Genomic DNA, 26,296 nt, shown 5'->3' on the forward strand with positions numbered 1-26,296 from the left:
ATGCCGACCAACGGCATTCCCACCACCCTCACCCAGGGCTCCCGGACCAGGGGCGGCGTCGGCGAGTCCACCCTCCGCCCCGACGGCACCCTCAAGGTCACCGGCGAGTTCGCGTACTCGTCCGACCTGTGGCACGAGGACATGCTCTGGGGCCAGATCCTGCGCTCCCCCCTCGCGCACGCCGAGATCGTCTCGATCGACACGAGCGAGGCCCTCGCCCAGCCCGGCGTCCACGCCGTCATGACGTACGACGACCTGCCGGCCGACGTGAAGCACTACGGCCTGGAGATCCAGGACACCCCGGTCCTCGCCCACGGCAAGGTGCGCCACCACGGCGAACCCGTCGCGATCGTCGCCGCCGACCACCCGGAGACCGCGCGCCGCGCCGCCGCGAAGATCAAGGTCGAGTACCGCGAACTCCCGGTCGTCACCGACGAGGCCTCCGCCACCGCGCCGGACGCGGTCCTGGTCCACGAGGGCCGCACGGACCACCACATCGGTCACGTCCCGCACCCGAACGTCCTGCACCGCCAGCCGATCGTCCGCGGCGACGCCGACGCGGCCGCGGAACGGGCCGACGTGATCGTCCGCGGGGATTACTACTTCGGCATGCAGGACCAGGCCTTCCTCGGCCCCGAGTCCGGGCTCGCCGTGCCCGAGGAGGACGGCGGCGTCCACCTCTACGTCGCCACCCAGTGGCTGCACTCCGACCGGCGCCAGATCGCGCCCGTGCTCGGCCTGCCCGAGGACAAGGTGCGCATGACGCTGGCCGGTGTCGGCGGCGCGTTCGGCGGCCGCGAGGACCTGTCGATGCAGATCCACGCCTGCCTGCTGGCGCTGCGCACCGGCAGACCGGTCAAGATGGTCTACAACCGGTTCGAGTCCTTCTTCGGCCACGTCCACCGCCACCCGGCCCGCCTGCACTACGAGCACGGGGCGACCAAGGACGGCAAGCTGACCCACGTGAGGTGCCGCATCGTCCTCGACGGCGGAGCCTACGCCTCCGCGTCCCCCGCGGTCGTCGGCAACGCCTCCTCCCTGGGCGTCGGCCCGTACGCCGTCGACGACGTCGACATCGAGGCCATCGCCCTCTACACCAACAACCCGCCCTGCGGCGCCATGCGCGGCTTCGGCGCGGTCCAGGCGTGCTTCGCCTACGAGGCGCAGATGGACAAGGTGGCCGCCCGACTCGGCCTGGACCCGGTGGAGTTCCGCCGGCGCAACGCCATGGAGCAGGGCACGCTCCTGCCCACCGGGCAGCGGGTCGACTCCCCGGCGCCGGTCGCCGAACTCCTGCGCCGCGTCAAGGCGATGCCGCTGCCGCCGGAGCGCCAGTGGGAGAGCAGCGAGGGCGCGGACGTACGGCAGTTGCCCGGCGGCCTGTCCAACACCACGCACGGCGAAGGCGTCGTACGCGGCATCGGCTACGCGGTCGGCATCAAGAACGTCGGCTTCTCCGAGGGCTTCGACGACTACTCGACGGCGAAGGTCCGGATCGAGGTTGTCGCCGGCGAGCCCGTCGCCACCGTGCACACCGCGATGGCGGAGGTCGGCCAGGGCGGTGTCACCGTCCACGCGCAGATCGCCCGCACCGAACTGGGCGTCACCCGGGTGACCATCGACCCTGCCGACACCAGGGTGGGTTCGGCCGGTTCGACCTCCGCCTCCCGCCAGACCTACGTCACCGGCGGCGCGATCAGGAACGCCTGCGAGCTGGTCCGCGAGAAGGTCCTGGAACTGGGCCGCCGCAAGTTCGCCACCTACCACCCCGCCTGGGCCACGGCCGAACTGCTGCTGGAGGGCGGCAAGGTCGTCACCGACGGCGGTGAGGTGCTGCGCGACCTGGCGGACGTCCTCGGCGAGGAGAGCGTCGAGGTCGAGGCGGAGTGGCGGCACCGGCCGACCGAGCCCTTCGACCTGCGCACCGGCCAGGGCAACGGCCATGTCCAGTACAGCTTCGCCGCGCACCGCGCCGTCGTCGAGGTCGACACCGAACTCGGCCTGGTCAAGGTGGTCGAGCTGGCCTGCGCCCAGGACGTCGGCAAGGCGCTCAACCCGCTGTCCGTCATCGGCCAGATCCAGGGCGGTACCACCCAGGGCCTGGGCATGGCGGTGATGGAGGAGATCATCGTCGACCCGAGGACGGCGAAGGTCAGGAACCCCTCCTTCACGGACTACCTGATCCCCACCATCCTCGACACGCCGACCATCCCGGTCGACGTGCTCGAACTCGCCGACGAGCACGCCCCGTACGGGCTGCGCGGCGTCGGCGAGGCCCCGACCCTGTCGTCCACCCCGGCGGTCCTCGCGGCCATCCGGGACGCGACGGGTCTGGAGCTCGCCCGGACACCGGTACGCCCCGAGCACCTGACCGGGACGGCACAGGAGCACCTGACCTGATCCGCCCAGGACCTGGACCGCCCGGCGGAGAACCGGCGGAGAACCGGCAGAGAAGGAGACCGAGACATGCTGGACATCGCCGCGGAGCTGTACCGGTGGGTCGAGCAGGGCCGTGACTTCGCCGTCGCCACCGTGGTGGCCGTCGGCGGCAGCGCGCCCCGCCGGCCGGGCGCCGCCCTCGCGGTGGACACCGACGGCACGGCGATCGGCTCGGTCTCCGGCGGGTGCGTGGAGGGCGCGGTGTACGACCTGTGCCGCCAGGCCCTCCAGGACGGCGAAGTGGTCCTGGAACGGTTCGGCTACAGCGACGAGGACGCCTTCGCCGTCGGCCTGACCTGCGGGGGAGTCCTCGACATCCTCGTCACCCCGGTACGGGCGGGCGATCCGGTCCGGCCGGTGGCCGCGGCCGCGCTGGCCGCCGCCGCGCGCGGCGAGGCTGCGGCGGTGGCGCGGATCGTGCGGGGCCCGGCGGAACTGGCCGGGCGCGCCCTGCTCGTCCGGCCCGGGGGCGGATGTGCCGACGGGCACGAGAGCCGGCGCGAGAGCGGGTACGGCGGCGGTTACGAGGGCGGCTTCGGCGCCCACCCCGAACTGGACCGCACGGTCGCCGCCGAGGCACGGGCCCTCCTGGACGCGGGCCGCACCGGCACCGTGGAGATAGGAGAGCAGGGCTCACGCTGCGGAGCACCGCTCACGGTGCTGGTCGAGTCGTCGGTGCCGCCGCCCCGGATGATCGTCTTCGGCGCGATCGACTTCGCCTCGGCCCTGGTCAGGATCGGCAAGTTCCTCGGCTGTCATGTGACGGTGTGCGACGCCCGCCCGGTGTTCGCGACCCGCGCCCGCTTCCCGGAGGCCGACGAGATCGTCGTCGAGTGGCCCCACCGGTACCTGGAGCGTACGGACGTCGACGCCCGTACCGTCCTGTGCGTACTGACCCACGACGCCAAGTTCGACGTACCCCTGCTCCGCCTGGCCCTGCGGCTCCCGGTCGCCTACGTCGGCGCGATGGGTTCGCGCCGCACCCATCTGGACCGCAACCGCCGGCTGCGGGAGGTCGGGGTGACGGAGCCGGAACTGGCGCGGCTCAGATCACCCATCGGCCTCGACCTCGGCGCCCGTACGCCCGAGGAGACCGCGCTGTCGATCGCGGCGGAGATCGTCGCCGCCCGGCGCGGCGGCAGCGGGGTCTCCCTGACCGGCGCGCACACCCCGATCCATCACGACGTCGCGTCGGTCCGCGTCGGCTCGGTGGCCTGAACCACCCGCCCGCGCCCCGCCGTCACCGCGGGCCCGCCGTGTCCACCGCCGCCGTACGCACCGGCGGCTGGTCCGGCCAGGCGAACGCGTAGCGCGGGTCGCCGCCCCGCCGCACCCGCGCGTAGCGCAGCAGTTCGCGGGCGATGCCCGCGTTGCCCATCGCCCACCCGGACTGCGGTTCGAGCTCGCTCGGGGTGGCCCGGTGTTCCACGTTCGACCAGCGAGCCCCCTCGGCGTCCCGGGTCGCCCGCGCGGCGAGGTCCGCGACCAGGAGCCGGGCGAAGTCCGGGGCGTCCCCCTGTTCGGCCAGCCGGTCGCAGGCCAGCGCCAGCACGCCCGAAGTGCCGCAGCAGCGGCCGTTGTTGTCCCAGAAACCGGGGCGTGAGCGACGCGGCAGCCCCGAGTGGGTGACGCTGTGCCAGCAGCGGTCGGCGAGGGCGGACCAGCCGGGCTCGGCGAGGACGTCCCTGAACAGCCGGAAGACCTGGGCGTCACCGGCCGGGCCGTGACACCAGCCGTAGCTGAACCGCTCGATCAGATCGGGGAGGTACTGCGGGTCGGAGTGGGGGACGAGGAAGCCCGCGGGCCCGGCCACGTCCCGGGCCACCACGTCCGCGACCCCGGCCCGCGCCCGCTCGACCAGGTCCGCGCGGCCGGTGTCCGTCCCGACCCTGGCCAGGGCGTAGGCGATGCCGAGGGTGCCGTGCGAGACATGGTGCAGCCGGGCCGCCACGCCGCGCCGGAACTCCCAGGTGACGCCCGCCCCGGTCGGCTCCGCCGTACGTACGTAGGGCTCCAGGGCGAGTACGGCGAGCTCGGCGTCGCCCGCCGCCAGCGCGCCCAGACCGATGCCCGCGTTGCCGCCCATCAGCTCGTACAGATCGCCCCAGCGGCTGCCGTCGAAGCCGGACCGCACCCGCCGCAGGGCCCGGTCCGCCGCGGCCCCCGCCGCGCCGTCGCCCAGGTCGCGTCGGACGGCCCGCAGCACCAGGGCCATCCCGGTGAGGCCGAAGTACAGCGAGCAGTCAGGGTGTTCGTCGACGGCGGCGGCGAGGGAGCGGGCCGCGCGCAATGCGGCATCGGCGTAGGTGTCGTCGCCGAAGTGCCGCCACGCCTCCAGGAGTGCCGGGACGACACCGGCCGTCCCGTTGTAGAGCATCGGGTCGGTGTCGGCGTCCGAGGGCCGCACGGGCCAGCCCAGCCCGCCGTCGCCGGTGTCCCGCGCGGTGCCGAGCAGCCAGCGCAGGGCGTCCGCCGCCAGCGCCTCGGCCTCCTCCGCCTCCCGCGCGTCCGCCGTCGAGCCCGCCCGCCCCGCTTCCCCGGACGTCCCCGTGTGCCCTGCCGTCCCTGCTGTCGCATTTCCCGGTGTCATCCGCTCACCGTCGCACGCGGCCGGGCGCCAGGCCAGGGGGTCGGGCATCCGGCAGGAAGCGGTGCGGTCCGCCTCCCGTCCGAAGGCGGCGGCGGGTGTCACGGCCTGCGCAGCAGGCGGTTGGCCGCCCGTCCGAACACCGTGCGTGCCGCCGAGCGCAGCACGGGGTCGCAGAAGGACGGCAGCAGCCGTACCCGCAACTCCTCGCGCCAGATCACCCGCGCCCGCCCGCCGGGCCCCGGCCGCACCTCGATCTCGGCCCAGCCCAGGACGACCCGGCCCCGTTTCTCCAGTCGGCACAGGCCCGTCGCGTCACCGTCCGGCGGCCGCCAGACGGTGACCTCCATCCGGTCGTCGAAGGCGAGCGGGCCGATCCCGGAACGCGCGACGATCAGGGTGCCCACGCGGGTCGGCGGGGGAGTGACCACGGTGACCCGGGTCAACGGGACCACGTCGCCGTGCCGGGGCCACACCGTGAGCCGGCGCCATGCCTCGTCGAGGGCGAGCGGCACCGTGCGTACGAGCTGGAAGTCGACCACGGGACGATCGTAGGCAAGCGGCCGGGGACACCGGGGCGTTCGCCCTCGCGTCACCCGAATCGCCCAGTGCGCGGTCGTCGACGAGACGTACGAGGGGACGGCCCCGAAGGACCCCGCACGCCCTGAGGGCCCCTCAGGGGCGGTACACCTCCCCGGGTTCCGCCCTGCCCGGTGCCAGCAGTTGCGGCACGGTGACGAACACGTACCCCCGCTCCTTGAGCGCGTCTATGATCCCCGGCACCGCGGGCACGGTTCCGGGGTAGATGTCGTGCAGCAGGATGATCCCGTCGCGGGACGACTGCGCGAGGACCCGCTCGCGTATCAGGTCGGAGTCGTTCGTCGTGTAGTCCTTCGCGGTCACGCTCCACAGGACCTCCGACATGCCGAGCTCGCGGCAGATCCTGTGCACGGTGTCGTCGGTGCGGCCCTGCGGCGGGCGCATCAGGGTCGGCCGGTGTCCGGTGAGGCGCTCTATCTCCTCGTTGGGCCGCTCCAGTTCCGCACGTATCTCGTCCGGTTCGATCTCGGTGAGGATCCGGTGGTCCCAGGTGTGGCTGGCGACTTCGTGGCCCTCGGCCGCCATGCGTCTGACGAGCTCCGGGTACTTCTCGATGTGGCGCTTGCCCAGCAGGAAGAAGGTCGCGTGGACCTGTTTCTCCTTCAGGATGTCCAGCAGCCGGGCGGAGTGCTCGCTCGGCCCGGCGTCGAAGGTGAGCGCGATGCACTTCGCCCTGCGGCAGTCGACGCCTCCGTAGCGGGCCTGGACGGTGGGGTGGGCGCGGGCGGTGCTCGGCGCCGTGGTCTCCAGCCGGGTGCACCCGGTCAGGGCCAGCGCCAGGGAGACGGCCGCCGCCGAGACGGTGACGGCACGCAACCCGGCCCCCGTTTTCCTCGTCTTGTTCTTCGTCGTGCGGCTCAGGATCTTCTTGGTCAGAGAAGGCATGCGGCGACTATACATAGACGGTATACGCGGCGTGTATAGAGGGTCACCCGGTGTGAAACGCGAGGTGCGCGGCCCGGCGCTCAGGACGCGTTCAGGTTCCCGGTGGCGGCGTCGGGCGCATGGCATCCCACACCCCCTCCGGCCGCCGGCCGCTCCGGAACAAGGTCCCGGGGGCGACCGTCTGCTTCTGGATCATCAAGGTGCCGTGCACGACGGTCGGCGAGGCGGCCGCCGACCTCCTCGACGCGAAGCCGGGCCTGGGCACGGTCGTCGCCAGCGCGCTGTTCCTGGCGGTCGTCCTCGGTCCGGTCGTGTGTCCGACGGTGACCCGCAAGGACGTCGCGGAGGCCGATGACGGTGCGGGTGCGGGTCCGGGCGCACAGGGCGGTGCCGGCGGCAGGGCCGGGTCCGGCGGGCTCACCCGGCGGGCAGGGTGACCGTGAACCTAGCCCCCGCGGTGTGCGCGGGGTCGTGGCGCACCTCGCCCCCGGCCGAGCGGGCCAGGCGCCGCGCCAGCGGGAGCCCGAGGCCCGCTCCGCCGTGCCCGTCGTACGGATCGGCCCGCCGGCCCGGCTGGAACAGCTGCCCCAGGAACGCCTCCGGTACGCCCGGCCCGTCGTCGGTGACGTCGATCCGTACGGCGGACACGGCGTGGACGGCGGCGGGTCCGGTGGGTCCGGGAGGTCCGGCGGGCCCGCCGGACCCGGTGTCGGGCAGGGGGTGCCCGGGCCAGGTGTGCCGGACGTGCCGGGCGTGCACGGTGACGCCCGAGCGCGCGTACCGCAGCGCGTTGGCGAGGAGCGGGCCGACGATCCGCTCCAGGAGGGCGGGGGACACGCCGGCCTCCAGACGGTCGTCCGCCGCGGTGACGACGACCCTCGACCGCACCGGGTCCTCCTGGTGCGAGGCGAGTCGGCGCAGCACGGGCAGTACCTCGGCCGTGCCGGGGGCGGTCGCCGCGTCGTCCCTGGCCTCCTCCCGGGCGTCGCCCAGCAGCGTGTCGCAGATGGTCCGCATCGACTCGGCGGCCTCGGCGATCGTCCGGTGCGCGGCCAGCGTCTCGGCCTCCGTGCGCGGCCGGGAGCGCCACCAGTCGAGCTCGGCGATGATCCGGCTCAGCGGGGTGCGCAGTTCGTGCGAGAGCTCCCCGGTCAGCCGTCGCTCGTGCCGCAGGACGGCCCGGATGCGGTTCAGGAGCGAGTCCAGCGAGGCTCCGAGGCGGGCGAGTTCGGCGGGCTGGGCCACGGCGCCGAAGCGCCGCTCGGACTCCACCGTGCTCCACTGTATGGCCTGGTCGCTCATGGCCCGCACGGGCCGCAGCGCGCGTCCCACGGCCAGCCGGGTCAGGGCGTAGGTGCAGGCGAGCATCACCGTGTCGAGGGCGAGCGAGCCGAGCAGCAGCAGGTCCGCCGAGCTGCGGTACGGCGACAGGTCCAGGGCCGTCACCACGGTCGCCGCGAGCCTGCCGCGCGGCACGGGCCGGGCGCACAGCCGGACGGGCCGGTCGCCCTCGACGGTCGTGCACTTCCCGTCGGTCCGCGCCGCGAGCAGCCCGGCCGCACGGTCGAGCTCGGGCGCCGGGGAGGGGGGCTGTTCGACCGTCCTGGGCCCGGCGTAGATCCACACGTTGGTGTCGAGGAGTCCGTCGTCGGAGGTCTCCAGGACGCGTACGGTACGGCCGCCGGTGTCGACGGTCGTGGCGACGGCGGCCGCGCGGGCGCGCAGCTCGTCGTCCGCCTGGGCCTGGAGGTGGTGCCGGACGACGGTGTTGAACACCACGGTCAGGATCGTCATCAGCAGGGCCGCGGTGGTGAGCGCGACCAGGGAGAGCCGGCCGCGCAGGGTGCGTGGCGCGAGGCGGGGGAGCGGGCTCCTCATGACAGGCGGTGGCCGATTCCGCGGGCGGTGGTGACGGTGAGCCGGCTGCCCGCGTCGCGCAGCTTGCGGCGCAGCCGGGTCAGGTACTGGTCGAGCGTGTTGTCGCTGACCCGGGCGCCCTCCGGCCACCCGGCCCGGACCAGCTCGCGTCGGCGCACGATGCCCCCGGCCGCGGACATGAGCGCGGCCAGCAGCCGGAACTCGGTCGGCGTCAGCTCGACACGGCTGCCGTGCACCGTGACCGTGTGCCGTACGGCGTCCAGGAGCAGGTCGCCGGCGGCGGTCGGAGCGGGTCCGGCGCGGCGGACGGCGGCCCGCAGCCGGGCGGCGAGCTCGGCCAGGTGGAACGGCTTCGGCAGATAGTCGTCGCCGCCCGCGGAGAACCCCGACAGCCGGTCGGTGAGCCCGTGGTGCGCGGTCAGGAACAGGACGGGGGCGGCGAAACCGTTGGCCCGCATCGCCTGGCACACGTCCCGTCCGTCCGCGTCGGGCAGCCCGACGTCCAGTACGGCCGCGGCCAGGTCGCCGGAGCCGGCCAGCCGCAGGGCGGTGGCGCCGTCGGCGGCGGGCACGGGCCGGAACTCCTCCTCCCGCAGTCCGCGCACCAGCACGTCACGCAGGGCGTGATCGTCCTCGACGACCAGGACGCGGGGTTTCATGGTCCTCCTGCATGGTGTGGCCGCCGGGGTGTTCCGGAGCGGTCGGGGGCGAACGGGTGAGGAAGTCGGCGGGCAGCCACCGGGACACCGCGCACAGGCACAGCCCGAGCCAGCCCAGGCCGAAGAGCCAGCCGCCGACGACGTCGGTGAACCAGTGGACGCCGAGGTAGACGCGGGTCAGGCCGACCAGGGCGCCCCAGCAGCCGACGGCGACGCGCAGCGCGGTGCCGCCGCGCGGGGCGCTCACGGTCAGCGCGAGTATGAGCAGTCCGGCCGTGAGCGTCGCCGTGGTGGTGTGGCCGGAGGGGAAGGACCAGCCCGAGGCGTGTGTCGCCCAGTCCTGCCGTGGCGGGCGCGGCCGGTGCACCAGGACCATCACGGTGTACCGCAGCAGCTGGCCCGAGACGAGACAGCCGACGGCGAGCGCGACGCCGGTCAGCCGCTGCCGCGGGGTGCGTCCGACCAGTACGCCGGCCAGCGCGGCGAGCAGGTACGCGATCACGCCGGTCCCGGTGGCGGTCAGCGCGCGGGCGACGGCCACGGCCACGTCCGGGTGGTGGGCGAGCGACCAGGCGTGCAGCGTGTCGTCCAGGAACAGCGGGGCGCCGTCGGCGCCGACGACGGCCAGGGTCAGCAGGCCGAACGCGGTCCAGGCGCCGAGCCCCACGCTGCCCGACAGTTCGGTGACGTCCGCGCGCCTCACGAGACGGCCTCCGGCGTACGGGGCGGAGCCGGGCCCATCAGCGCTCCGTCGCCTTCGCGCCGGTCCGCCCGTCCGCCGGACCGTCGGTGCGCGCGGCCCCCGTACCGTCCGTCCGCGCGGCCCGCCGCCCGCGGTGGAGCTCGGCGGCGAGCGGGAGCAGCGACACCGCGACGATCAGCGCGACCAGGGGGAGCAGATAGTGGTCGACGTTCGGGACCGTGGAACCGAGCGCGTACCCCGCGAGGGTCAGGCCCAGCGTCCAGACCAGCCCGCCGGCCACCTGCCACACGGTGAAGACCCGCCCCGGCACGTTCAGCGCGCCGGCGACCGGGTTGAGCACGGTCCGCACCACCGGCACGAATCTGGCCAGCAGGATCGCCTTCGCGTACCCGTACCGCTCCAGCAGTTCCTCCGCGCGCTCGGCGCCCTCGCGCAGCCGCGCCGAGCGGGTACGGGCCAGCAGGGTCCCGCCCGCCTTCCGGCCGAGCAGGTAGCCGACCTGTGAACCGGCCAGCGCGCCCACCGCCGCGACCACCAGCAACGGCCCCAGCGACAGCTTCACCCCGCGGTCGGCGCTGCCGGTGCACAGCAGGCCCGCGGTGAACAGCAGGGAGTCGCCGGGCAGGAAGAAACCGATCAGCAGTCCCGTCTCGGCGAACAGCACCACGCCCACGCCGAGCACCCCGAAGGCGGCCAGCAGCGACCGTGCGTCGAGCACGTTGACGGCGAGCTGCGACGATAGGTGGAGTGAGGTGGTCATCGACGCGAGGCCTTCCGGTGGGTGACAGCGGGAACGACTGCTTGCACAACCGTGTGAACAACTGCTCGATTGACTACAATGATGTAGACGGTCTACGACACTGTAGACGAATGTGGGGGGAGGTTCGTTCCCATGACCGAAGCCAAGGACGAACGCCGGCCGGCGGGTGAGCTGGAGGCCGCCGTCATGGCCGTGCTGTGGGCCGCGGACCTGCCGCTCACGGCGGCGCAGGTGCAACTCGACCTCGACTCCGGCCTGGCCCGTACGACCGTGACGACGATCCTGACCAGACTGCACGAGAAGGGCGTCGTGCAGCGGGAGCGGCAGGGCCGGGGCTTCGCCTACCACCCGGCCCAGGACCCCCAGGGCCTGACCGCCCGCCGGATGCACACCGAGCTCGACCGGGACAGCGACCGTGAGACGGTCCTCGCCCGCTTCGTCGCCCAGCTCGGGCCGGACGACGAGCGGGTGCTGCGGCAGCTCCTGGAGGCGGACGAGGCATGACCGTCACCCTGCTGATCGCCCCCCTGCTGCTGCCCTTCGCGGCGCCGCCGCTGGCCCGGCGCGCCCTGGAGGGGGCACGGCCCGTCGTCGCGCTGTGGACCCTCACCGTCTGCGCCCTGGTGCTCGCGGGCGCCTGCGTGGCCTCGCTGGGCGCCCTGGTCCTGACCGGAGTGCTCCGGGTGCCCGCCTTCGCCGCGCTCGGCGAACTGGTCCACCCGCTGAACGCCCCCTCCGACCTCGTCGTCCTCCCCGCCGCCGCGCTGGCCACCGGCGCGCTGACCCTCGGCGCCGTCACGCTCGTACGCTCCGCGCTGCGCCAGTCCAGGGCGTTCCGCGTCGCCCGCCGACAGGCCGGCCGGCGCCCCGCCGCGGGCGACCTCTGCGTGGTCGACTCCCCGCACCCGGACGCCTACGCCCTGCCCGGCCGCCCGCACCGCATCGTCGTCACCACCGCGATGCTGCGCAGCCTCGGCCCCAGGGAGCGCGACGCCCTGTTCGCCCACGAGCGCGCGCACAACGCCGGCGGACACCACTACTTCCTCGCCGCCGCCGAACTCGCCGCGCACTGCCATCCCGCGCTGCGCCCGGCCCGCGAGGCGATCCGGCTGGCCGCCGAGCGCGCCGCCGACGAGGCCGCCGCGAGCGCGGTCGGCGACCGGCGCCTGACCGCCCACGCCATCGCACGCGCCGCCCTGGCGGGTCGCGCCGCCCCCTCACCCCGCCCGGACTTCGCGTCCGCGGCCACGACCGGCCCCGTCCCGCAGCGGGTCGCCGCCCTCCTCACCCCGCCCGGCCGCCCCTCCCGGGTGGCGCACCGCGTCGTCACCCTGCTGGCCGCCTGCGCGCTGCTGTCCGGCACCGCCGCGTCGGCCGGCGTCCTGGACTTCCACCACGAGATCGAGGTCGCCCAGGGCGAAGCGGCCCGCTGACGGCCGTCCGTCGTCCGTACCGTGGGTTCACCCCGCGCGGTACGGCCGGGCCCGCTCGGCGTTCAGACTCAGCCCGAGCCCCGGCGTGCCGTCCCGGCCCGGGGCGAGGTCACCGCCGGCCGGATCGAGCGTCCCGTCGAAGAGCAGGCGCTCGATGCGGACGTGGTCGTGGAACCACTCCAGGTGCCGCAGATTGGGCACACCGGCCGCCGGGTGCGCGTGGGCGTGCGGGGCACAGTGGCCGGAGATCTCCAGCCCGTGGCTCAGGGCGAGCGCGGCGACGCGCAGCCAGACGGTGATCCCGCCGCAGCGGGTGACGTCCGCCTGGAGACAGTCGACGGTCCCGGCGGCCAGCATCCGCCGGAAGTAGGGCAGCGTGTAGCCGTACTCGCCCGCCGTGACGTCGGCCGTGACCCGGCCGCGGACGAACGCGAGGTCCGCCAGGTGGTCGGAGGAGACCGGCTCCTCGAACCAGGTGACGCCCTGACCGTCCAGTCCGGCCGCCACCCGCACCGCCTGCTTCGCGCCGTACCCCCCGTTGGCGTCCACGTACAGCTCCGCCGCGTCACCGACGCTCTCCCGGGCCCGCGCCACCCGCCGCAGGTCCCGGGCCTCGCGCCGCCCCCAGGACTCACCGATCTTGATCTTGACGCGGGGAATGCCCTCCCCGTCCGCCCAGCCGCGCAGCTGCCGGTCCAGCCGGTCCTCGTCGTACGTCGTGAAGCCGCCGCTGCCGTACACGGGCACCTCGTCGCGGGCCGCGCCCAGGAGGGCGACGAGCGGCAGCTCCAGCAGCCGCGCCTTGGCGTCCCACAGCGCGATGTCCACGGCCGAGACCGCCTGGGCCGCGATCCCCGGCAGACCGGCGTTGCGCACCGCGCGCTGCATGGCCTCGTTGGCGCGCGGCACGTCGAGGGCGGGCAGGCCGGTGACGGCGGGGGCGAGCAGCTCGTCCACGGCCTTCGCGGCGGCCGCCGGGGCGTACGTGTAGCCGAGCCCCGTGACCCCGCCGCAGCGCACGGTGACCAGGACGAGCGTGGTGCTGTCCCAGGACAGGGTGCCGTCCGCCTCGGGGGCGTCCGTCGGGACGGTGTAGACCGCGCCGTCCACCCGCTCGACGACCGGGGCGTCGCTCACCGCTGCCCCGTGGTGTGCCGGTGCGGCAGGAACTCCTGCACCTTGGCCTTGAAGCCCTGCCGGACCATGGCCGCCCGGTCGCTGTCGCCCTTGAGGACGGCGGCCGCGGCCGATTCGATCTGGTCGAGGGTGGCGTGCGGCGGGATCGGCGGCACGGCCGGGTCGGTCACGAAGTCGAGCACGCACGGCCGCTCGGCGGCGAGCGCGGCCTCCCAGGCGCCCCGCACCCCGTCCGGGCTGTCGATCCGCATCCCGGCCAGACCCAGCGAGCCGGCGAAGTCGGCGTACGCGACGTCCGGGATGGACTGCGAGGGCAGGAACTGCGGGGCGCCCTCCATCGCGCGCATCTCCCAGGTCACCTGGTTGAGGTCCCGGTTGTTGAGGACGGCCACGATCAGCCGCGGATCCTCCCACCCCCGCCAGTACTTGGCGATGGTGATCAGCTCGGCCATGCCGTTCATCTGCATCGCCCCGTCACCGACCAGGGCGATCGCCGGCCGGTCGCCGTGCGCGAACTTGGCGCCGATGGCGTACGGCACCCCCGGTCCCATGGTGGCCAGCGTCCCCGACAGCGTCCCGCGCATGCCGTCCCGCAGCTTCAGGTGCCGGGCGTACCAGTTGGCGGCCGAGCCCGAGTCGGAGGAGATCATCACGTCGTCCGGGAGCAGCCCGCTGAGCGTGTGGGCGACCAGCTCCGGGTTGACGGGATCGGCGCCGACGGCGGCCCGCCGCTCCATGACCTCCCACCAGTCCCTGACGTTGGCCTCGATCTTCTGCCGCCAGGAGGGGTCCTCCATCTGCTCCAGCAGCGGCAGCAGCCGGCGCAGGGTCCGGGTGGCGTCGCCCACGAGGTTGACCTCGAAGGGGTAGCGCATCCCGACCATGTGCGGATCGAGGTCGATCTGCACGGCCCGCGCCTTGCCGAACTCGGGCAGGAACTGGGTGTAGGGGAAGGACGACCCGATCACGAGCAGGGTGTCGCACTCCATCATCATCTCGTACGACGGCCTGGTGCCGAGGAGGCCGATCGCGCCGGTGACGTACGGCAGGTCGTCGTCGAGGGCGTCCTTGCCCAGCAGCGCCTTGGCGATTCCGGCGCCGAGCCGGTCGGCGACCTCCTTGACCTCCGTCCGGGCCGCGCGTGCCCCCTGGCCGATCAGGATGGCGGTCTTCCCGCCGGAGTTGAGGACGTCGGCGGCCCGCCGCAGATCGTCGTCGTCCGGCACGGGCGCGTAGTGCGGCATGCCGAGGCTGGAGGGCACCATCTTGAAGGCGTGCCCGGGCGGTTCGTAGTCCAGCTCCTGGACGTCCGCCGGGACGATCACGGCGGTCGGTGAGCGGCGCGCCATGGCGGTGCGCATCGCCCGGTCCAGCACGTTGGGGAGCTGCTCGGGGACGGTGACCATCTCGCAGAAGTCCGAGGCGACGTCCTTGTACAAGGACACCAGGTCCACTTCCTGCTGGTAGGAGCCGCCCATGGCGCTGCGGTTGGTCTGCCCGACGATCGCGACCACGGGGACGTGGTCGAGTTTGGCGTCGTACAGGCCGTTGAGGAGATGGATGGCGCCGGGCCCGGAGGTGGCGGCGCAGACGCCGACCCGGCCGGAGAACTTGGCGTAGCCGACGGCCTCGAAGGCGGACATCTCCTCGTGGCGGGACTGGATGAACCGGGGCTTGTTCTCCGCCCGTCCCCAGGCCGCGAGCAGGCCGTTGATGCCGTCGCCGGGGTAGGCGAAGACATGCTCCACGTCCCACTCGCGCAGTCGCTGGAGGAGGTAGTCGGAGACTTTCGTCGACATGTTCGAAAACCTTTCCTTGAGTCCTGAGTGACGTTCGGCTTACGGGCGGCGCAGACGTCGTACGGCTCCCAGCGCGGCCGTGGCCGTGAGCGACCCGGCGACGGCGGTGGCCGCCCAGCGGGCCGTACCGGAGGGTTCGGACGGCCGCCGGGCCAGCCGTTCGGGATGCTCGCTCGGCAGGGGCCCGTCGAGCGCGAGGGCCAGCGCCTCCGCCAGGTGCAGGGCCCGGCGTCCGGTGCCGCCCTGTTCGATCTGGGTGCGGCAGCTGAAGCCGTCGGCCAGCACGAGGCTGTCCGGGGCGGCCGCGCGCACGGCCGGCAGCACCCCCAACTCGCCGACCGCCATGGAGACTTCGTGGTGCCCGCGCTCGAAGCCGAAGTTCCCGGCGAGGCCGCAGCAGCCCTCGTCCAGGACGTCCGCGTCGAGACTGGCGCGGTCCATGAGTTCGCGGTCGGCGTCGAACTTCATGATCGCGTGCTGGTGGCAGTGGGTCTGCACGACCGCCTGCCGGGCGAGGAAGGGCGGCCGCCAGCCGTCCGGAGCGTGGCCGACGAGCTGCTCGGCGAAGGTGCGGGTCTGTTCCGCCAGCCGTCGTACGTCCTGGTCCTCGGGCAGCAGTTCGGGTGCGTCGGACCGGAAGACGGCGGTGCAGGACGGTTCGAGGCCGATGACCGGGGTGCCGGCGTCGAGAAAGGGGCGCAGCGTGCGCAGGGTACGACGCAACACGCGCTTCGCCATGGTCAGTTGGCCGGTCGAGATCCAGGTCAGACCGCAGCACACGGGTGCCTCGGGGACGGTGACCCGGAAGCCGGCGTCCTCCAGCACCCGCACCGCCGACATCGCGACCGAGGGGTGGAACCGGTTGCTGAAGGTGTCCGGCCACAGGAGCACGGTCGCGGGATCCGCCGGATCCGGCTGTTCGACACCGAGCGAGCGCCACCACCGTACGAAGGAGCGCTCGGCGAACACCGGGGGCCGGCGTGCCCCGTCCACCCCGGCGAGCGCCTTCCCGACCCGGCCCAGCCCCGGCGCGTGCAGCGCGCTGTTCGCCAGCTTCGGCGCCCGCTCGGCCAGTTGGGCCCAGACGGGCAGCCAGCCCATCGAGTAGTGGGCGGCGGGCCGCGGCCGGCCCGCGTAGTGATGGGCGAGGAACTCGGCCTTGTACGTGGCCATGTCCACACCCGTCGGGCAGTCGGACTTGCAGCCCTTGCAGGCCAGGCAGAGGTCCAGGGCGTCGCGGACCTCGGTCGAGCGCCAGCCGTCCTCGACCGCCGAGTCGGGGTGACCGTCGAGCATCTCGAACAGCAGCCGGGCCCGCCCGCGGGTCGAGTGCTCCTCCTCCCGGGTGGCCCGGTACGAGGGGCACATCACGTCGCCGTGCAGCCCCCGGCAGTTGCCGATGCCGACACAGCGCAGCACGGCCCGGGTGAAGGAGTGGTCGTCCTCCGGAAAGCCGAAGTGGGTGTCGTGCGGCTGCGGCCGCCAGCCGGGTCCGAGCCGCAACTGCCCGTCCACCGGCTGCGGGTCGACGACCTTGCCCGGGTTCATCCGGTCGCGCGGATCGAAAAGCGCCTTGAACTCCCCGAAGGCGCGCACCAGTCGGGTCCCGAACATCCGGGTCAGCAACTCGCCGCGGGACTGTCCGTCACCGTGCTCGCCCGACAGCGAACCGCCGTAGGAGGCGACCAGGTCGGCGGCCCGTTCCAGGAAGCGCCGGAAGTCCGCCACGCCCTTCGCGGTCTTCAGCCCGAACGGGATCCGGGTGTGCACGCACCCCTGCCCGAAGTGCCCGTACAGGGACGGATGGTCGTAGTCGAACTCCTCGAACAGGGCTTTCAGGTCCCGGAGATAGCCGCCCAGCCGCTCGGGCGGCACGGCCGAGTCCTCCCAGCCCTCCCAGGTCTCCCGGTCGTCCGGCGGCCGGGCGGTCACCCCGAGCCCGGCCTCCCGCGCCCTGAGCATCTCCTGCTCGCGCTGCGGGTCGTCGGAGAAGGCGACCGAGCCGTCCTTCTCCGACCGGCCGATCGCCTTCAGCAGGGCGTCGGCCTGTCCGTCGACGTCGTCCTGGCTGTCCCCGGTGAACTGCACCAGCAGCCAGCTGCCCGCCTCGGGGAGGGTGCGCAGCGAGTCGAGGTAGGCGTGCTCCTCGCGCATCAGCTGCGCCATCCGCCCGTCCAGGGCCTCCAGCTGGCCGGGGGAGCAGTGCTCCAACAACGCGGGGACGTCGTCGGCGGCCTGGCAGATGTCGTCGTACCCGAGCACCAGCAGCGACTCGCACGGCGGCACGGGCACCAGGTCGAGCTCGGCGTGCAGGACGGTCACCAGGGTGCCCTCGCTGCCCACCAGGGCCCTGGCCACGTCGAAGCCGTTCTCGGGCAGCAGCGAGTCGAGGTTGTAGCCGGAGACCCGGCGCGGGAGCTTCGGGAAGCCGCGCCGGATCTCCGCGAGGTACTCGGTGACCAGGCGGTCGAGACCGTCGTACAGCTCGGCCCGGCGGCCCCCCTCGGCGGCGATCCGCGCCCGCTCCTCCCGCGAGGTCGGGCCCACCCACATCCGCAGACCGTCGTACGTCAGCACCTCCAGCCGGCGCACGTTGTCGACCGTCTTCCCGTACGCCTGCGCCGACGCCCCGCACGAGTTGTTGCCGATCATGCCGCCCAGCGCGCAGTGGCTGTGGGTCGACGGCTTCGGGCCGAACATGAGGTGGTGGTCGGCGAGCCGCCGGTTGAGTTCGTCCAGGACGATGCCGGGTTCCACCACGCAGGTGCGGGCGTCGGGGTCGACGGAGACCAGCGCCTTGCAGTGCTTGCTCCAGTCGATGACCACGGCCACGTTCGTCGTCTGCCCGGCGAGGCTCGTCCCGCCGCCGCGCGACAGCACCGGGACGTCGAAGCGCGCGCACAGCTCCACCGCGTGGGCACCGGCCTCGACGGTCCGGGGGACGACCACGCCCAGCGGGACCTGACGGTAGTTGGAGCCGTCCGTGGAGTAGGCGCCCCGGCTGCCGGCGTCGAAGCGGACCTCGCCGTCCACCCCCGCGCGCAGGGCCGTGACCAGGGCGTCGAGGGACCCGTCGGGAACGTGTGTGCTCATGGTCGGCCTCCGGGCTGATGCGCGGCTTCGTCCGGTACGGGCTACCGGGTACCCCGAAAGTCCACTTCCCGCGCCGCCACGATCCGGGCGCCCATGTTGCGTTCCATCATCTCCAGCGCGGCGTCCCCCAGATGCGGATGGATCGAGGCGACGGCGTCCCTCGGCACCGCGACCTCCAGATGCCGGATGTGCGCGTCCAGGGCGGAGTACAGGACGCACTGCTCGGTGACCTGCCCGGTCAGCACCACCAGGCCGACGTCCAGGCGCCACAGCAGATAGGCCATGGGGGTGTCGTAGAAGATCGAATGCCGGGCCTTCACCACGAAGAGCGAGTCGTCGTCCGGCCGGATCGGCTCCACCAGGCCCCCGTACGGGCGCGACAGCGCGGTCTCGACCAGCTCCCCGTGGTGGGAACGCCAGCGCCCGAAGTTGTCGTTCGCGTAGATCACCGGCACGTCCGCGTCCCGGGCCCGGTCGATCAGGTCCGCCAGGACGGGCACGATCCGCTCGGCGGCGGGTCTCAGCAGTTCGGCGTCCTCGTGGTCGTAGGTGTTGATCATGTCGATCACGACGAGCGCGCTGGCGCCGAAGCCGGGCATCACGCCTCCCAGGGGGACTATCCGGACCGTCCCGTCCGGGTACCCGTTCTGCTCCGAGTGGTGCGAGGTGCGGAGCGGGTTTCGGGGAGAAGGAGCGCCCAGGACGTTTGACGTGGACGCCGAGGGTCACGCGCCTTGTGGGGCCCGGACGGCGAGGGAACCCGACGGACGAAGCCGGCGGAAGAAGGAGTGTCATGACCGAGATCCACACCACGACCGACTCGGGCGCACCGGCGGAGAGCGACGAACATTCACTGACCGTCGGACCCGGCGGACCGATCCTGCTGCACGACGCGTATCTGATCGAGCAGATGGCCCAGTTCAACCGGGAGCGCATCCCCGAGCGCCAGCCGCACGCGAAGGGAAGCGGCGCGTTCGGCCACTTCGAGGTGACCCACGACGTGAGCCGCTACACCAAGGCGGCCGTGTTCCAGCCGGGCACACGCACCGACCTGGTGATCCGGTTCTCGACCGTGGCGGGGGAACGGGGCAGCCCGGACACCTGGCGCGACCCGCGCGGCTTCGCGGTGAAGTTCTACACCAGCGAAGGCAATTACGACATGGTCGGCAACAACACGCCGGTCTTCTTCGTCAAGGATCCGATGAAGTTCCAGCACTTCATCCGGTCCCAGAAGCGTCGCGCGGACAACAACCTGCGCGACCACGACATGCAGTGGGACTTCTGGACGCTCTCGCCGGAATCCGCCCACCAGGTCACCTGGCTGATGGGGGACCGCGGCGTCCCGCGGACCTGGCGGCACATGAACGGCTACTCCTCGCACACGTACATGTGGATCAACGCCGAGGGCGAGCGGTTCTGGGTGAAGTACCACTTCAAGACGGACCAGGGCATCGAGTGCTTCACCCAGCACGAGGCCGACCAGATGGCAGCAGTCGACACGGACTACCACACGCGTGACCTCTTCGAACACATCCGTGACGGGGAATTCCCGAGCTGGACCCTGCACATGCAGGTCATGCCGTACGAGGACGCCGCGGGCTACCGGTTCAACCCCTTCGACCTCACCAAGGTGTGGCCGCACGGCGACTACCCGCTCATCCCGGTCGGCCGGATGACGCTCGACCGCAACCCGACCGACCACCACGCCGAGATCGAGCAGGCGGCCTTCCAGCCGAACAACCTGGTCCCCGGCATCGGGCCGAGCCCGGACCGGATGCTGCTGGCCCGGCTGTTCTCGTACGCGGACGCGCACCGCCACCGGATCGGCGGCAACTACCAGCAGCTTCCCGTCAACGCGCCCGTCGTCGACGTCCACAGCTACTCCAAGGACGGCGCGATGGCCTACCGGAAGACGACCGACCCCGTCTACGCCCCGAACTCCAAGGGCGGCCCGGCCGCCGACACGGCCCGCTACGGCAGCCCGCCCAGCTGGGTGGCGGACGGCGAGATCACCCGCGCCGCCTACGTCTCCCACCCGCAGGACGACGACTGGGGGCAGCCCGGCACCCTGGTACGCGAGGTGATGGACGACGCGGCCCGCGACCGCCTGGTCGACAACGTCGTCGGGCACCTGCTCAACGGGGTGAGCGAGCCGGTCCTCGAACGTGCCTTCACCTACTGGTCGAACATCGACGAGACCATCGGCAAGCGCATCGCCGACGGCGTGCGGGCGAAGTCCGACGAGAAGGACCCGAAGGCGGCGGAACAGGGCAACCCCGCGCGCAGCGCCATGCAGGACAAGGCCTAGCCGTTGCAGTACCAGGACCTCACGGAGACCAGCGGACCAGAGAGGAGAAGCTCATGAAGACCCCCGACAGGCGCGACACCCGCCCCAAGCGCCGGGCCGACGAGGAGACCCGGGAACGGTCCGCGGAACAGCGGACCGTCACCGCGCCGACACCGCGAGACGTGCGGGAGAAGGCCGAGAAGCGCGCCGAGCCCGACGCCCCGGCCGGAGAGACCTCCTGACCGGACCCCGACCGGACCCCGACCGAACGGAGTCCCGGGCCGTCCGCCCACGGCCCGGGACTCCGTTCGGTCGAGGTCCGGCGCCTTTCTTGCAGCGCCGTGGTTTGTTGCAGCGCCGTGGTTTCTTCAGCGCCGTGGCCGGGCCGCCACGGCGACCCCGGCCGCGGCCGCCGCGACCCCGACCCCGGCGGCGAGCGCGAGGTGATGGCGTGAGGCCCAGGTCTGCGGTGCGCGCGACGCGGCCTGCTCGTCGAAGCGGCCGTGCGCGCCGAAGTCCCGTCCGCCGACGTCGTCCAGCGGCTGCCAGAGGTTGCCGCGGGCATCCGACGGCTCCGGCTCGGCGGTCAGCTGGGAGTCGTAGCCGGTCCGGGCCAGGTAGCGGTCCAGGAGGCCGGGCGCCACGGCGTTGGCGAGCAGGGTGCCCACGGTGCTCGCGCCGACCCAGTACTCACGCCGACGCGGGTGACCGGCGGCGTGCACGATCGCGCGGGCGGCCGGTTCCGGTTGGTAGATCGGGGGCACGGGCTGCGGCTTGCGTGACATCCGGGCCGTCGCCCAGTCGAACTGCGGGGTGTTCACCGCCGGCAGCTGGACCATGGTGACCGACACCCCGCTGCCGCGGTGCAGGAGCTCACAGCGCACGGCCTCGTTCCAGCCCTGGATCGCGTGCTTGGCGCCGCAGTAGGCGGACTGCAGGGGGATGCCGCGGTAGGCGAGCGCCGAGCCGACCTGTACGACGACGCCGTGGTCGCGCGGCAGCATCCGGCGCAGCGCGGCCCGGGTGCCGTACACGTAACCGAGGTAGCAGACCTCGGTGACCCGGCGGAACTCGTCCGGCTCGATGTCGACGAACTCCGCGAACACCGCGGTGAGGGCGTCGTTGACCCAGACGTCGATCGGGCCCAGCTCCTGTTCGACCCGGGTCGCCGCGTCCTCCACCGCGCGCGCGTCCGCCACGTCCGCCTCCAGCGGCAGCGCCGTACCGCCCGTGCGGCGTATCTCGTCGGCCGCCGCGGCCAGCCCGCCGCGACCGCGGGCCACGAGTGCCACGCGGTCGCCCCGGGCTGCGAACGCCCGGGCGGTGGCCCGGCCGACGCCCCCGCTCGCTCCGGTGACCACGACGACCCGCGGGCTGTGCGGCTTACGACCGGACTGTCGGAACATGGCTGCCGTCTCCGTTTCCCGCCGGTGTCACCGGGACGACGACCGGTGCGGTCCGCCGCGGCGGTGCGCACTGCCGCGGCGCACTTGCGGAGTAACCGCCGGGGGAGCCGGAAAACCTGGCACACCGGCTCGCGGCCACGCGCGGGACGGGTGCTATACGGACATGGCGACGAGCAGGACCGCCACCCCGACGGCGAGCCAGGCGACATAGTCGCCGAGGTGCCCCGAGTGCAGCCGTCGCAGCGGGACGATCACCCGCCGCCCCACGGCCGCGCAGCCCGCCGCGACCCGGCCCGCCAGCGGCGAACGCAGTGCGGGACCCCAGACGGCCGCCGCGGCCAGCAGCACCGCCACCAGGGCCGAGACCAGTGCGAGCAGCACCCCCTCGGTGTTCCAGGCGACGTCCGGCACCGGCGCGGACGGTCCCGCGGGGTGGCCGAAGACGGCGGTGGTGTAGGCGGTGCGGTCGGTGAACTGCCCGGCCGCGTGCGCGAGGGCGACCCCGGCGCCGGGCAGCAGCCCGACGGCGAGCGCGGCGGTCAGCAGTACGGCGGGCACGACCAGCATCGGAACCGGGATCCGGCGCTGCGGATCGCGGATCTCCGGTTCCTCGCCGCCGCCGGTGGTCTCCGGCCCCGCGTACCGCTCCCGCGGTCTGGGCCCGGCACCGGCGAAGATCCGGGCGCCGGCGCGCAGCACGGCCCCGCCGGTCAGGGCCGACACCAGCACGAACACCGCGGGCAGCCAGGGCAGCCGTTCCTCCCCGGAGTGCTCGACGACGGCCTTGCCCAGCCCTGTGCCGAACGGCGGCAGACCGGCGAGCGCGAGACCGCCGACGGCGAACAGCACCCCCACGAGCGGCAGATCGCGGCCGCGCCGGTACAGCCCGTGCTCGTCGACGGAGCCGTGCCGGTCCAGCAGTACGCCCGTCAGGGCGAACAGGGCCGCCTTCACCCCGGCGTGGGCGGCGACGTACAGGGCCACCCCGGCCGTGCCCGCGGGGGTGAGCAGCGCCAGCCCGGTGAGGAAGAGGCCGACATGGCCGACGGTGGAGAAGGCGAGCAGCCGCTTGAGATGCCGTTGCTGCCAGCACATCACGGCTCCCACCAGGGCCGTCAGCACCCCGGCGGCGACGAACGTGGTGCGCAGGTGGCCGGGTGTGATGCCGTGCGGTCCCGAGAACACGATCCAGTAGACGCGCGCGGTGCCGTAGACACCGAGTTCCACCATGACTCCGGAGAGCAGCATGCACACCGGGGTCGGCGCGACGGAGTGGGCGTCGGGCAGCCAGAAGTGCAGGGGCACCACCGCCGCCTTGACCAGCAGGCCGGTGACGACCAGCACGAAGGCGACGGAGAGCAGGGCGTCGGGGCGGTGCTTCGCCAGTTGCACGCCGATCTGGGCGAAGCCGAGCTCACCGGTGCGGGCGTACACCAGACCGATGCCGAGCAGCGAGCAGTAGGCGCCCAGGGAGTTGACGACGCCGAAGACCAGCGCGCCCTGTACCGGCCGCGGGTCCTCGACGCGATAGCCCGTGAGCGCGTAGGCGACCGCCCCCATCAGCTCGAAGAAGACGAACGCGTCGAACAGGTCGCCGGTCAGCGCGAACCCGACCATGCCCGCCTCGAAGAGGAGGATCAGAGCCGGGAAGACGCCCGCGTGCGCCACCGGCGGCTCGTCGAAGTAGCGCCACGAGTAGACGACGACCGCGAGGACGAGCGCACCGGTCAGCAGCGCGAGGCCGACGCCGATCCGGTCGCCGACGAGCACGATGCCGACGCTCTCGCCCCGCACCGGCGCCCAGCCGCCCACCCACGAGACACTGTGCCCGTCGCCGGTGCGCAGCCACAGCAGGACCAGGACCGCGACCTCCAGCGCCGCCCAGGCGGTGACCAGCGCGTCGATGGCGGGCCGCGGCAGCCGGCGTCCGGCGATCACGAGGACGACGGCGCCCAGCAGCGGCACGGCGACGGCGAGCGGCAGCAGATCGGCGGTACCCGCCATGTCCGCCGCTAGCCCTTCAGCCCGGTGAGGGCGTCCGGGTCGACGGTGCCGTGGCGCTTGCGGATCTGGATGGCGAGCGCGAGCAGCAGCGCCGTGACCGTGGCGCCCACGACGACGTCGGTCAGCGCGAGCGCCTGCACGACCGGGTCGACGGTGCGCGTGCGCAGCGGGGTGTCGGTGAAGTAGGGCGCGATGCCGCCGCGCCGGTATCCGACGGTGAGCAGCAGGACGTACGTCGACGACTGGGCCACGGCGAGACAGCCGACGGCGTGGATGATGTCGCGGCTGGTGACCATGCCGTACACACCGGCGAGCAGGATCCAGCCCGCGACCAGGAAGGGGAGGATCGTCATGAGCCGCCTCCCGGTCCCGGGTCCCGCGCCGGTCCCACCTCGACGGCCTGGTCCAGGAAGGAGGCGAGCAGGACGATGATGCCGGAGCCGACCTCGACGCCGACGGCCGCGTTCAGCAGCGGGACCAGACCACCGGACGAGAGCTCGCCGAAGGTGCCGAGCGGCAGCACGTTCTGGAGGTACGCGGCACCGGCGATCAGCCCCACGAAGCCCAGGGTCACGAACGCGCCCGCGCCGCAGGCGTCGGTCACGTCGAGCACGCCCAGCGGACGGATCCGTTTCAGCACGCCGTAGTCGGCGGCCACGTACGCCATGTGCAGCCCGGTGGCCAGGATGACGCCGCCCTGGAAGCCGCCGCCCGGCGACAACTGGCCGTGGGCCACGATGTACACGCCGGTCAGCAGGGTCAGCGGCACCATCACCAGGCCCAGCAGCCGGGTGCTGGGCAGGACCCGCCCCGGACGCGGCCGTCCGACGTGCTCGTCGCGGGTGCGGCGCAGCAGCACGATGGTCCCGAGGACCGAGGCGAACAGGATCGACTCCTCCCCGAGGGTGTCCAGGGCCCGCTGGTCGAAGTTGACCGACGAGACCACGTTGGCGGTGCGCTGCCGCAGGGACGCGGCCACCGCGCGGGTGCCGTACGGGTGCACGGTCGTCCCGAAGTGCGGCAGTCCGGTGCACGCGAGCGTGTACATCACGGCGAAGACGACGGCCGCGGCCCAGAACAGCCCGATGCGCGCGCTACGGCTCATCGGTGCCCTCCGGCCCGCGGTCGGTCCGGTCGTCCCGCGCCGCCGCGGCGCGGCGCACCTTCCGGACCGTCAGCAGGATCAGCAGCGGGGTGACCGCCGTGCCGACGGCGAGCTGGGACAGTGCCACGTCGGGCGCCTGGAGCAGCGTGAACAGGACGGTGAGACACAGACCGAGGACGGCCAGCAGCACGGCCTGGCGCACCGGGTCGCGGGCCAGCGCCGCCGCGGTGGCGGTGGCCGCCACCAGCAGCAGCGCGACGGCGATCAGATACTCCTGCGCGGTCGCGGCGCTCATTGCGGGGAGTCCTCTCGCAGCAGATGTTCGTGCTGGGCCGTCGCCCTGCCGACGGCCATCGCGGTGACCGAGCCGCCGAACGCGACGATCAACCCGACGAGGACCAGCTTGAGGGCGGCGCGTCCGGGGCCGGTCTCGACCGCCAGCGCGAGCGCGACGAGCGGGCCGCCGACGGCGGAGGCGGGGGTGAGGGCGTGCAGCCGCTGGAACGGTCCGGGCAGCACCACCAGGCCCACGGCCGAGAGCAGCAGCACGACGGTGCCGACGGCGAGCAGGACGAGCGCGCAGCCATGACGGGCCGTCATCTCATTTTCCCCCGTCGGTCTTCCGGGCGCCGGGGGTCTCGATCGACGGGCCGCCGAGGAAGCGCGCGAAGACCAGGGTCCCGGCGGGACCCAGGACCGCCAGGACGAGACCGACGTCGACGAAGGAGCTGCGGCCGAACATCCGGGAGGTCAGCAGCAGGACGGCGGTCACCACGGTGGTCGCCAGGCTGAGCCCCGCCAGCCGCTCGACCGCCGTGCCCCGGCCGGCGGCCCACACGCACGGCGGCACCCCGAGGGTCAGCAGGACCGCCGTCGCGAGCGTCCAGGCGTTCACCGGCGCGGTCCTTCGGTGAGCACGTCCTCCAGGCGCGTGCGGTCGTCGGTGAGGAAGTGGGCGACGGCGGTCCGCGAGGCCTGCCCAGGCTCTCGCGGGCCGTGTACGTCGACGATGTACGCGCCGGGGGTGGAGGACAGCAGGGCGCAGGCCCACGCGGCGCCCGAGCCGGGGGCCAGGGTCATCGTCCGCAGGCTGCCCTCGGGTGAACGGCCGCCCAGGGCGAGCGCGGTGACCCGGCACAGTCTGCCCAGGTCGGCGAGGACCGAGCCGGGCCAGGCGAGCGTGGCCGCCGCCCATCGCCGGGTGCCGCCGAGCCGGGCGCCCGAGGCCGTGCGGACGGCCCGCGCGGCGATCGCCGCGAGCAGCGCGCCACCGGCGGCCACGGCGAGTTCGAGGGGGGTGACGGTGCTGACGAACAGGATGTCGACGACGACCAGTGCCGCCCACCAGGCCAGTACCTCGCCGAGTGCCGCCGGAGCCTTGCGCATCGCCCCTCCTCACCCTCGTGCGCCGTCGCGTGCCAGCAACGTGTACCTCGTACGGCCGCTTCCATGCCCGACGCACGCCGTGGAACGCGACCCGCCCGGCCGATCGTCACCGCGATGGAGCAGCACGCGCGGACG

Annotated in this window: 26 protein-coding genes; 7 read left to right on the forward strand and 19 right to left on the reverse strand. The window is 73.5% G+C overall.

All coding sequences use genetic code 11. The features are described from left to right. Positions 1–2,400, forward strand: coding sequence for a xanthine dehydrogenase family protein molybdopterin-binding subunit (locus ACZ60B_RS11825; RefSeq protein ID WP_469385857.1), 2,400 nt, complete (start codon positions 1–3; stop codon positions 2,398–2,400). 66 nt (positions 2,401–2,466) lie between these two features. Next, positions 2,467–3,657 carry an XdhC family protein gene (locus ACZ60B_RS11830; protein WP_469385858.1) on the forward strand — a complete coding sequence of 397 codons (1,191 nt, stop codon included), beginning with the start codon at positions 2,467–2,469 and terminating at the stop codon, positions 3,655–3,657. 22 nt (positions 3,658–3,679) lie between these two features. Here ACZ60B_RS11830 and ACZ60B_RS11835 read toward each other — a convergent pair whose 3' ends face one another. The 3 genes from ACZ60B_RS11835 to ACZ60B_RS11845 all read right to left on the reverse strand — a co-directional run bounded on the left by ACZ60B_RS11835 (position 3,680) and on the right by ACZ60B_RS11845 (position 6,511). Beyond that, positions 3,680–5,029 (reverse strand): lanthionine synthetase LanC family protein, encoded by a 1,350-nt coding sequence (locus tag ACZ60B_RS11835; protein ID WP_469385859.1) that lies wholly within the window; start codon positions 5,027–5,029, stop codon positions 3,680–3,682. Positions 5,030–5,127: 98 nt separating this feature from the next. Next, positions 5,128–5,568, reverse strand: a complete 441-nt coding sequence (locus ACZ60B_RS11840; protein WP_469385860.1) for an SRPBCC family protein — start codon at positions 5,566–5,568, stop codon at positions 5,128–5,130. Positions 5,569–5,701: 133 nt separating this feature from the next. Continuing rightward, positions 5,702–6,511, reverse strand: a complete 810-nt coding sequence (locus ACZ60B_RS11845; protein ID WP_469385861.1) for a polysaccharide deacetylase family protein — start codon at positions 6,509–6,511, stop codon at positions 5,702–5,704. Between the two features lie 119 nt (positions 6,512–6,630). On the opposite strand from ACZ60B_RS11845, the gene ACZ60B_RS11850 reads away from it, so the two are divergent. Beyond that, entirely contained in the window at positions 6,631–6,948 is a 318-nt protein-coding gene (locus tag ACZ60B_RS11850) for a hypothetical protein (protein ID WP_469385862.1), read from the forward strand. Here the strand turns inward: ACZ60B_RS11850 and ACZ60B_RS11855 are convergent. From ACZ60B_RS11855 to ACZ60B_RS11870, 4 genes are read right to left on the reverse strand one after another with little or no spacing between them, the layout of a single operon-like run. After that, positions 6,929–8,389: a sensor histidine kinase gene (locus ACZ60B_RS11855; protein ID WP_469385863.1), complete on the reverse strand. Its 1,461-nt coding sequence runs from the start codon at positions 8,387–8,389 to the stop codon at positions 6,929–6,931. The genes ACZ60B_RS11850 and ACZ60B_RS11855 overlap by 20 nt on opposite strands. Further along, positions 8,386–9,048 (reverse strand): response regulator transcription factor, encoded by a 663-nt coding sequence (locus ACZ60B_RS11860; RefSeq protein WP_469385864.1) that lies wholly within the window; start codon positions 9,046–9,048, stop codon positions 8,386–8,388. The genes ACZ60B_RS11855 and ACZ60B_RS11860 overlap by 4 nt, the downstream gene beginning before the upstream one ends. After that, positions 9,002–9,751, reverse strand: coding sequence for a phosphatase PAP2 family protein (locus ACZ60B_RS11865; protein ID WP_469385865.1), 750 nt, complete (start codon positions 9,749–9,751; stop codon positions 9,002–9,004). Before ACZ60B_RS11865 ends, ACZ60B_RS11860 begins: the two co-directional genes overlap by 47 nt. Before the next feature lie 37 nt (positions 9,752–9,788). Continuing rightward, positions 9,789–10,511, reverse strand: coding sequence for a DedA family protein (locus tag ACZ60B_RS11870; protein WP_469385866.1), 723 nt, complete (start codon positions 10,509–10,511; stop codon positions 9,789–9,791). Between the two features lie 132 nt (positions 10,512–10,643). On the opposite strand from ACZ60B_RS11870, the gene ACZ60B_RS11875 reads away from it, so the two are divergent. Both ACZ60B_RS11875 and ACZ60B_RS11880 read left to right on the forward strand, forming a co-directional pair. Further along, positions 10,644–11,015, forward strand: a complete 372-nt coding sequence (locus tag ACZ60B_RS11875) for a BlaI/MecI/CopY family transcriptional regulator (RefSeq protein ID WP_351602903.1) — start codon at positions 10,644–10,646, stop codon at positions 11,013–11,015. Beyond that, positions 11,012–11,944 (forward strand): M48 family metalloprotease, encoded by a 933-nt coding sequence (locus tag ACZ60B_RS11880; protein ID WP_469385867.1) that lies wholly within the window; start codon positions 11,012–11,014, stop codon positions 11,942–11,944. The genes ACZ60B_RS11875 and ACZ60B_RS11880 overlap by 4 nt, the downstream gene beginning before the upstream one ends. A gap of 27 nt (positions 11,945–11,971) precedes the next feature. Here ACZ60B_RS11880 and ACZ60B_RS11885 read toward each other — a convergent pair whose 3' ends face one another. Genes ACZ60B_RS11885 through ACZ60B_RS11900 form a run of 4 tightly spaced genes read right to left on the reverse strand, consistent with a single transcriptional unit; the run spans position 11,972 to position 18,572 of the window. After that, positions 11,972–13,081 carry an enolase C-terminal domain-like protein gene (locus tag ACZ60B_RS11885; protein ID WP_469385868.1) on the reverse strand — a complete coding sequence of 370 codons (1,110 nt, stop codon included), beginning with the start codon at positions 13,079–13,081 and terminating at the stop codon, positions 11,972–11,974. Beyond that, a complete protein-coding gene (locus ACZ60B_RS11890; RefSeq protein WP_469385869.1) occupies positions 13,078–14,880 on the reverse strand; it encodes a thiamine pyrophosphate-requiring protein in 1,803 nt (600 codons plus the stop codon). The genes ACZ60B_RS11885 and ACZ60B_RS11890 overlap by 4 nt, the downstream gene beginning before the upstream one ends. A 39-nt stretch (positions 14,881–14,919) precedes the next feature. After that, positions 14,920–17,973, reverse strand: coding sequence for an FAD-binding and (Fe-S)-binding domain-containing protein (locus ACZ60B_RS11895; protein WP_469385870.1), 3,054 nt, complete (start codon positions 17,971–17,973; stop codon positions 14,920–14,922). A 41-nt stretch (positions 17,974–18,014) separates the two neighbouring features. Continuing rightward, positions 18,015–18,572 carry a cysteine hydrolase family protein gene (locus tag ACZ60B_RS11900; RefSeq protein ID WP_469385871.1) on the reverse strand — a complete coding sequence of 186 codons (558 nt, stop codon included), beginning with the start codon at positions 18,570–18,572 and terminating at the stop codon, positions 18,015–18,017. A 194-nt stretch (positions 18,573–18,766) separates the two neighbouring features. Here ACZ60B_RS11900 and ACZ60B_RS11905 point away from each other — a divergent pair, with 194 nt between their 5' ends. Together ACZ60B_RS11905 and ACZ60B_RS11910 are read left to right on the forward strand one after the other, a co-directional pair. Then, positions 18,767–20,281 (forward strand): catalase, encoded by a 1,515-nt coding sequence (locus ACZ60B_RS11905; protein WP_469385872.1) that lies wholly within the window; start codon positions 18,767–18,769, stop codon positions 20,279–20,281. A gap of 53 nt (positions 20,282–20,334) precedes the next feature. Further along, entirely contained in the window at positions 20,335–20,502 is a 168-nt protein-coding gene (locus ACZ60B_RS11910) for a hypothetical protein (protein ID WP_469385873.1), read from the forward strand. 126 nt (positions 20,503–20,628) lie between these two features. On the opposite strand, the gene ACZ60B_RS11915 is transcribed toward ACZ60B_RS11910, so the two are convergent. The 8 genes from ACZ60B_RS11915 to ACZ60B_RS11950 form a co-directional block, all read right to left on the reverse strand. Beyond that, on the reverse strand, positions 20,629–21,666 hold the full coding sequence (locus ACZ60B_RS11915; RefSeq protein ID WP_469385874.1) for an SDR family oxidoreductase: 1,038 nt from the start codon (positions 21,664–21,666) through the stop codon (positions 20,629–20,631). Between the two features lie 153 nt (positions 21,667–21,819). Further along, complete coding sequence (locus ACZ60B_RS11920) at positions 21,820–23,670, reverse strand: complex I subunit 5 family protein (RefSeq protein ID WP_469385875.1); 1,851 nt, start codon at positions 23,668–23,670, stop codon at positions 21,820–21,822. Between the two features lie 8 nt (positions 23,671–23,678). Further along, entirely contained in the window at positions 23,679–24,023 is a 345-nt protein-coding gene (locus ACZ60B_RS11925) for a sodium:proton antiporter (protein ID WP_469385876.1), read from the reverse strand. Next, positions 24,020–24,775 carry an MnhB domain-containing protein gene (locus ACZ60B_RS11930; protein ID WP_469385877.1) on the reverse strand — a complete coding sequence of 252 codons (756 nt, stop codon included), beginning with the start codon at positions 24,773–24,775 and terminating at the stop codon, positions 24,020–24,022. The genes ACZ60B_RS11925 and ACZ60B_RS11930 overlap by 4 nt, the downstream gene beginning before the upstream one ends. Beyond that, positions 24,765–25,070 carry a Na(+)/H(+) antiporter subunit B gene (locus ACZ60B_RS11935; protein WP_469385878.1) on the reverse strand — a complete coding sequence of 102 codons (306 nt, stop codon included), beginning with the start codon at positions 25,068–25,070 and terminating at the stop codon, positions 24,765–24,767. Before ACZ60B_RS11935 ends, ACZ60B_RS11930 begins: the two co-directional genes overlap by 11 nt. After that, complete coding sequence (locus ACZ60B_RS11940; protein ID WP_469385879.1) at positions 25,067–25,375, reverse strand: cation:proton antiporter; 309 nt, start codon at positions 25,373–25,375, stop codon at positions 25,067–25,069. The genes ACZ60B_RS11935 and ACZ60B_RS11940 overlap by 4 nt, the downstream gene beginning before the upstream one ends. Position 25,376: 1 nt before the next feature. Beyond that, positions 25,377–25,670, reverse strand: coding sequence for an MrpF/PhaF family protein (locus tag ACZ60B_RS11945; protein WP_469385880.1), 294 nt, complete (start codon positions 25,668–25,670; stop codon positions 25,377–25,379). Continuing rightward, positions 25,667–26,161 (reverse strand): hypothetical protein, encoded by a 495-nt coding sequence (locus ACZ60B_RS11950; RefSeq protein WP_469385881.1) that lies wholly within the window; start codon positions 26,159–26,161, stop codon positions 25,667–25,669. The genes ACZ60B_RS11945 and ACZ60B_RS11950 overlap by 4 nt, the downstream gene beginning before the upstream one ends. Between the last annotated feature and the right edge of the window lie 135 nt (positions 26,162–26,296).

It is taken from the genome of Streptomyces sp. NPDC104096 (assembly GCF_055584385.1).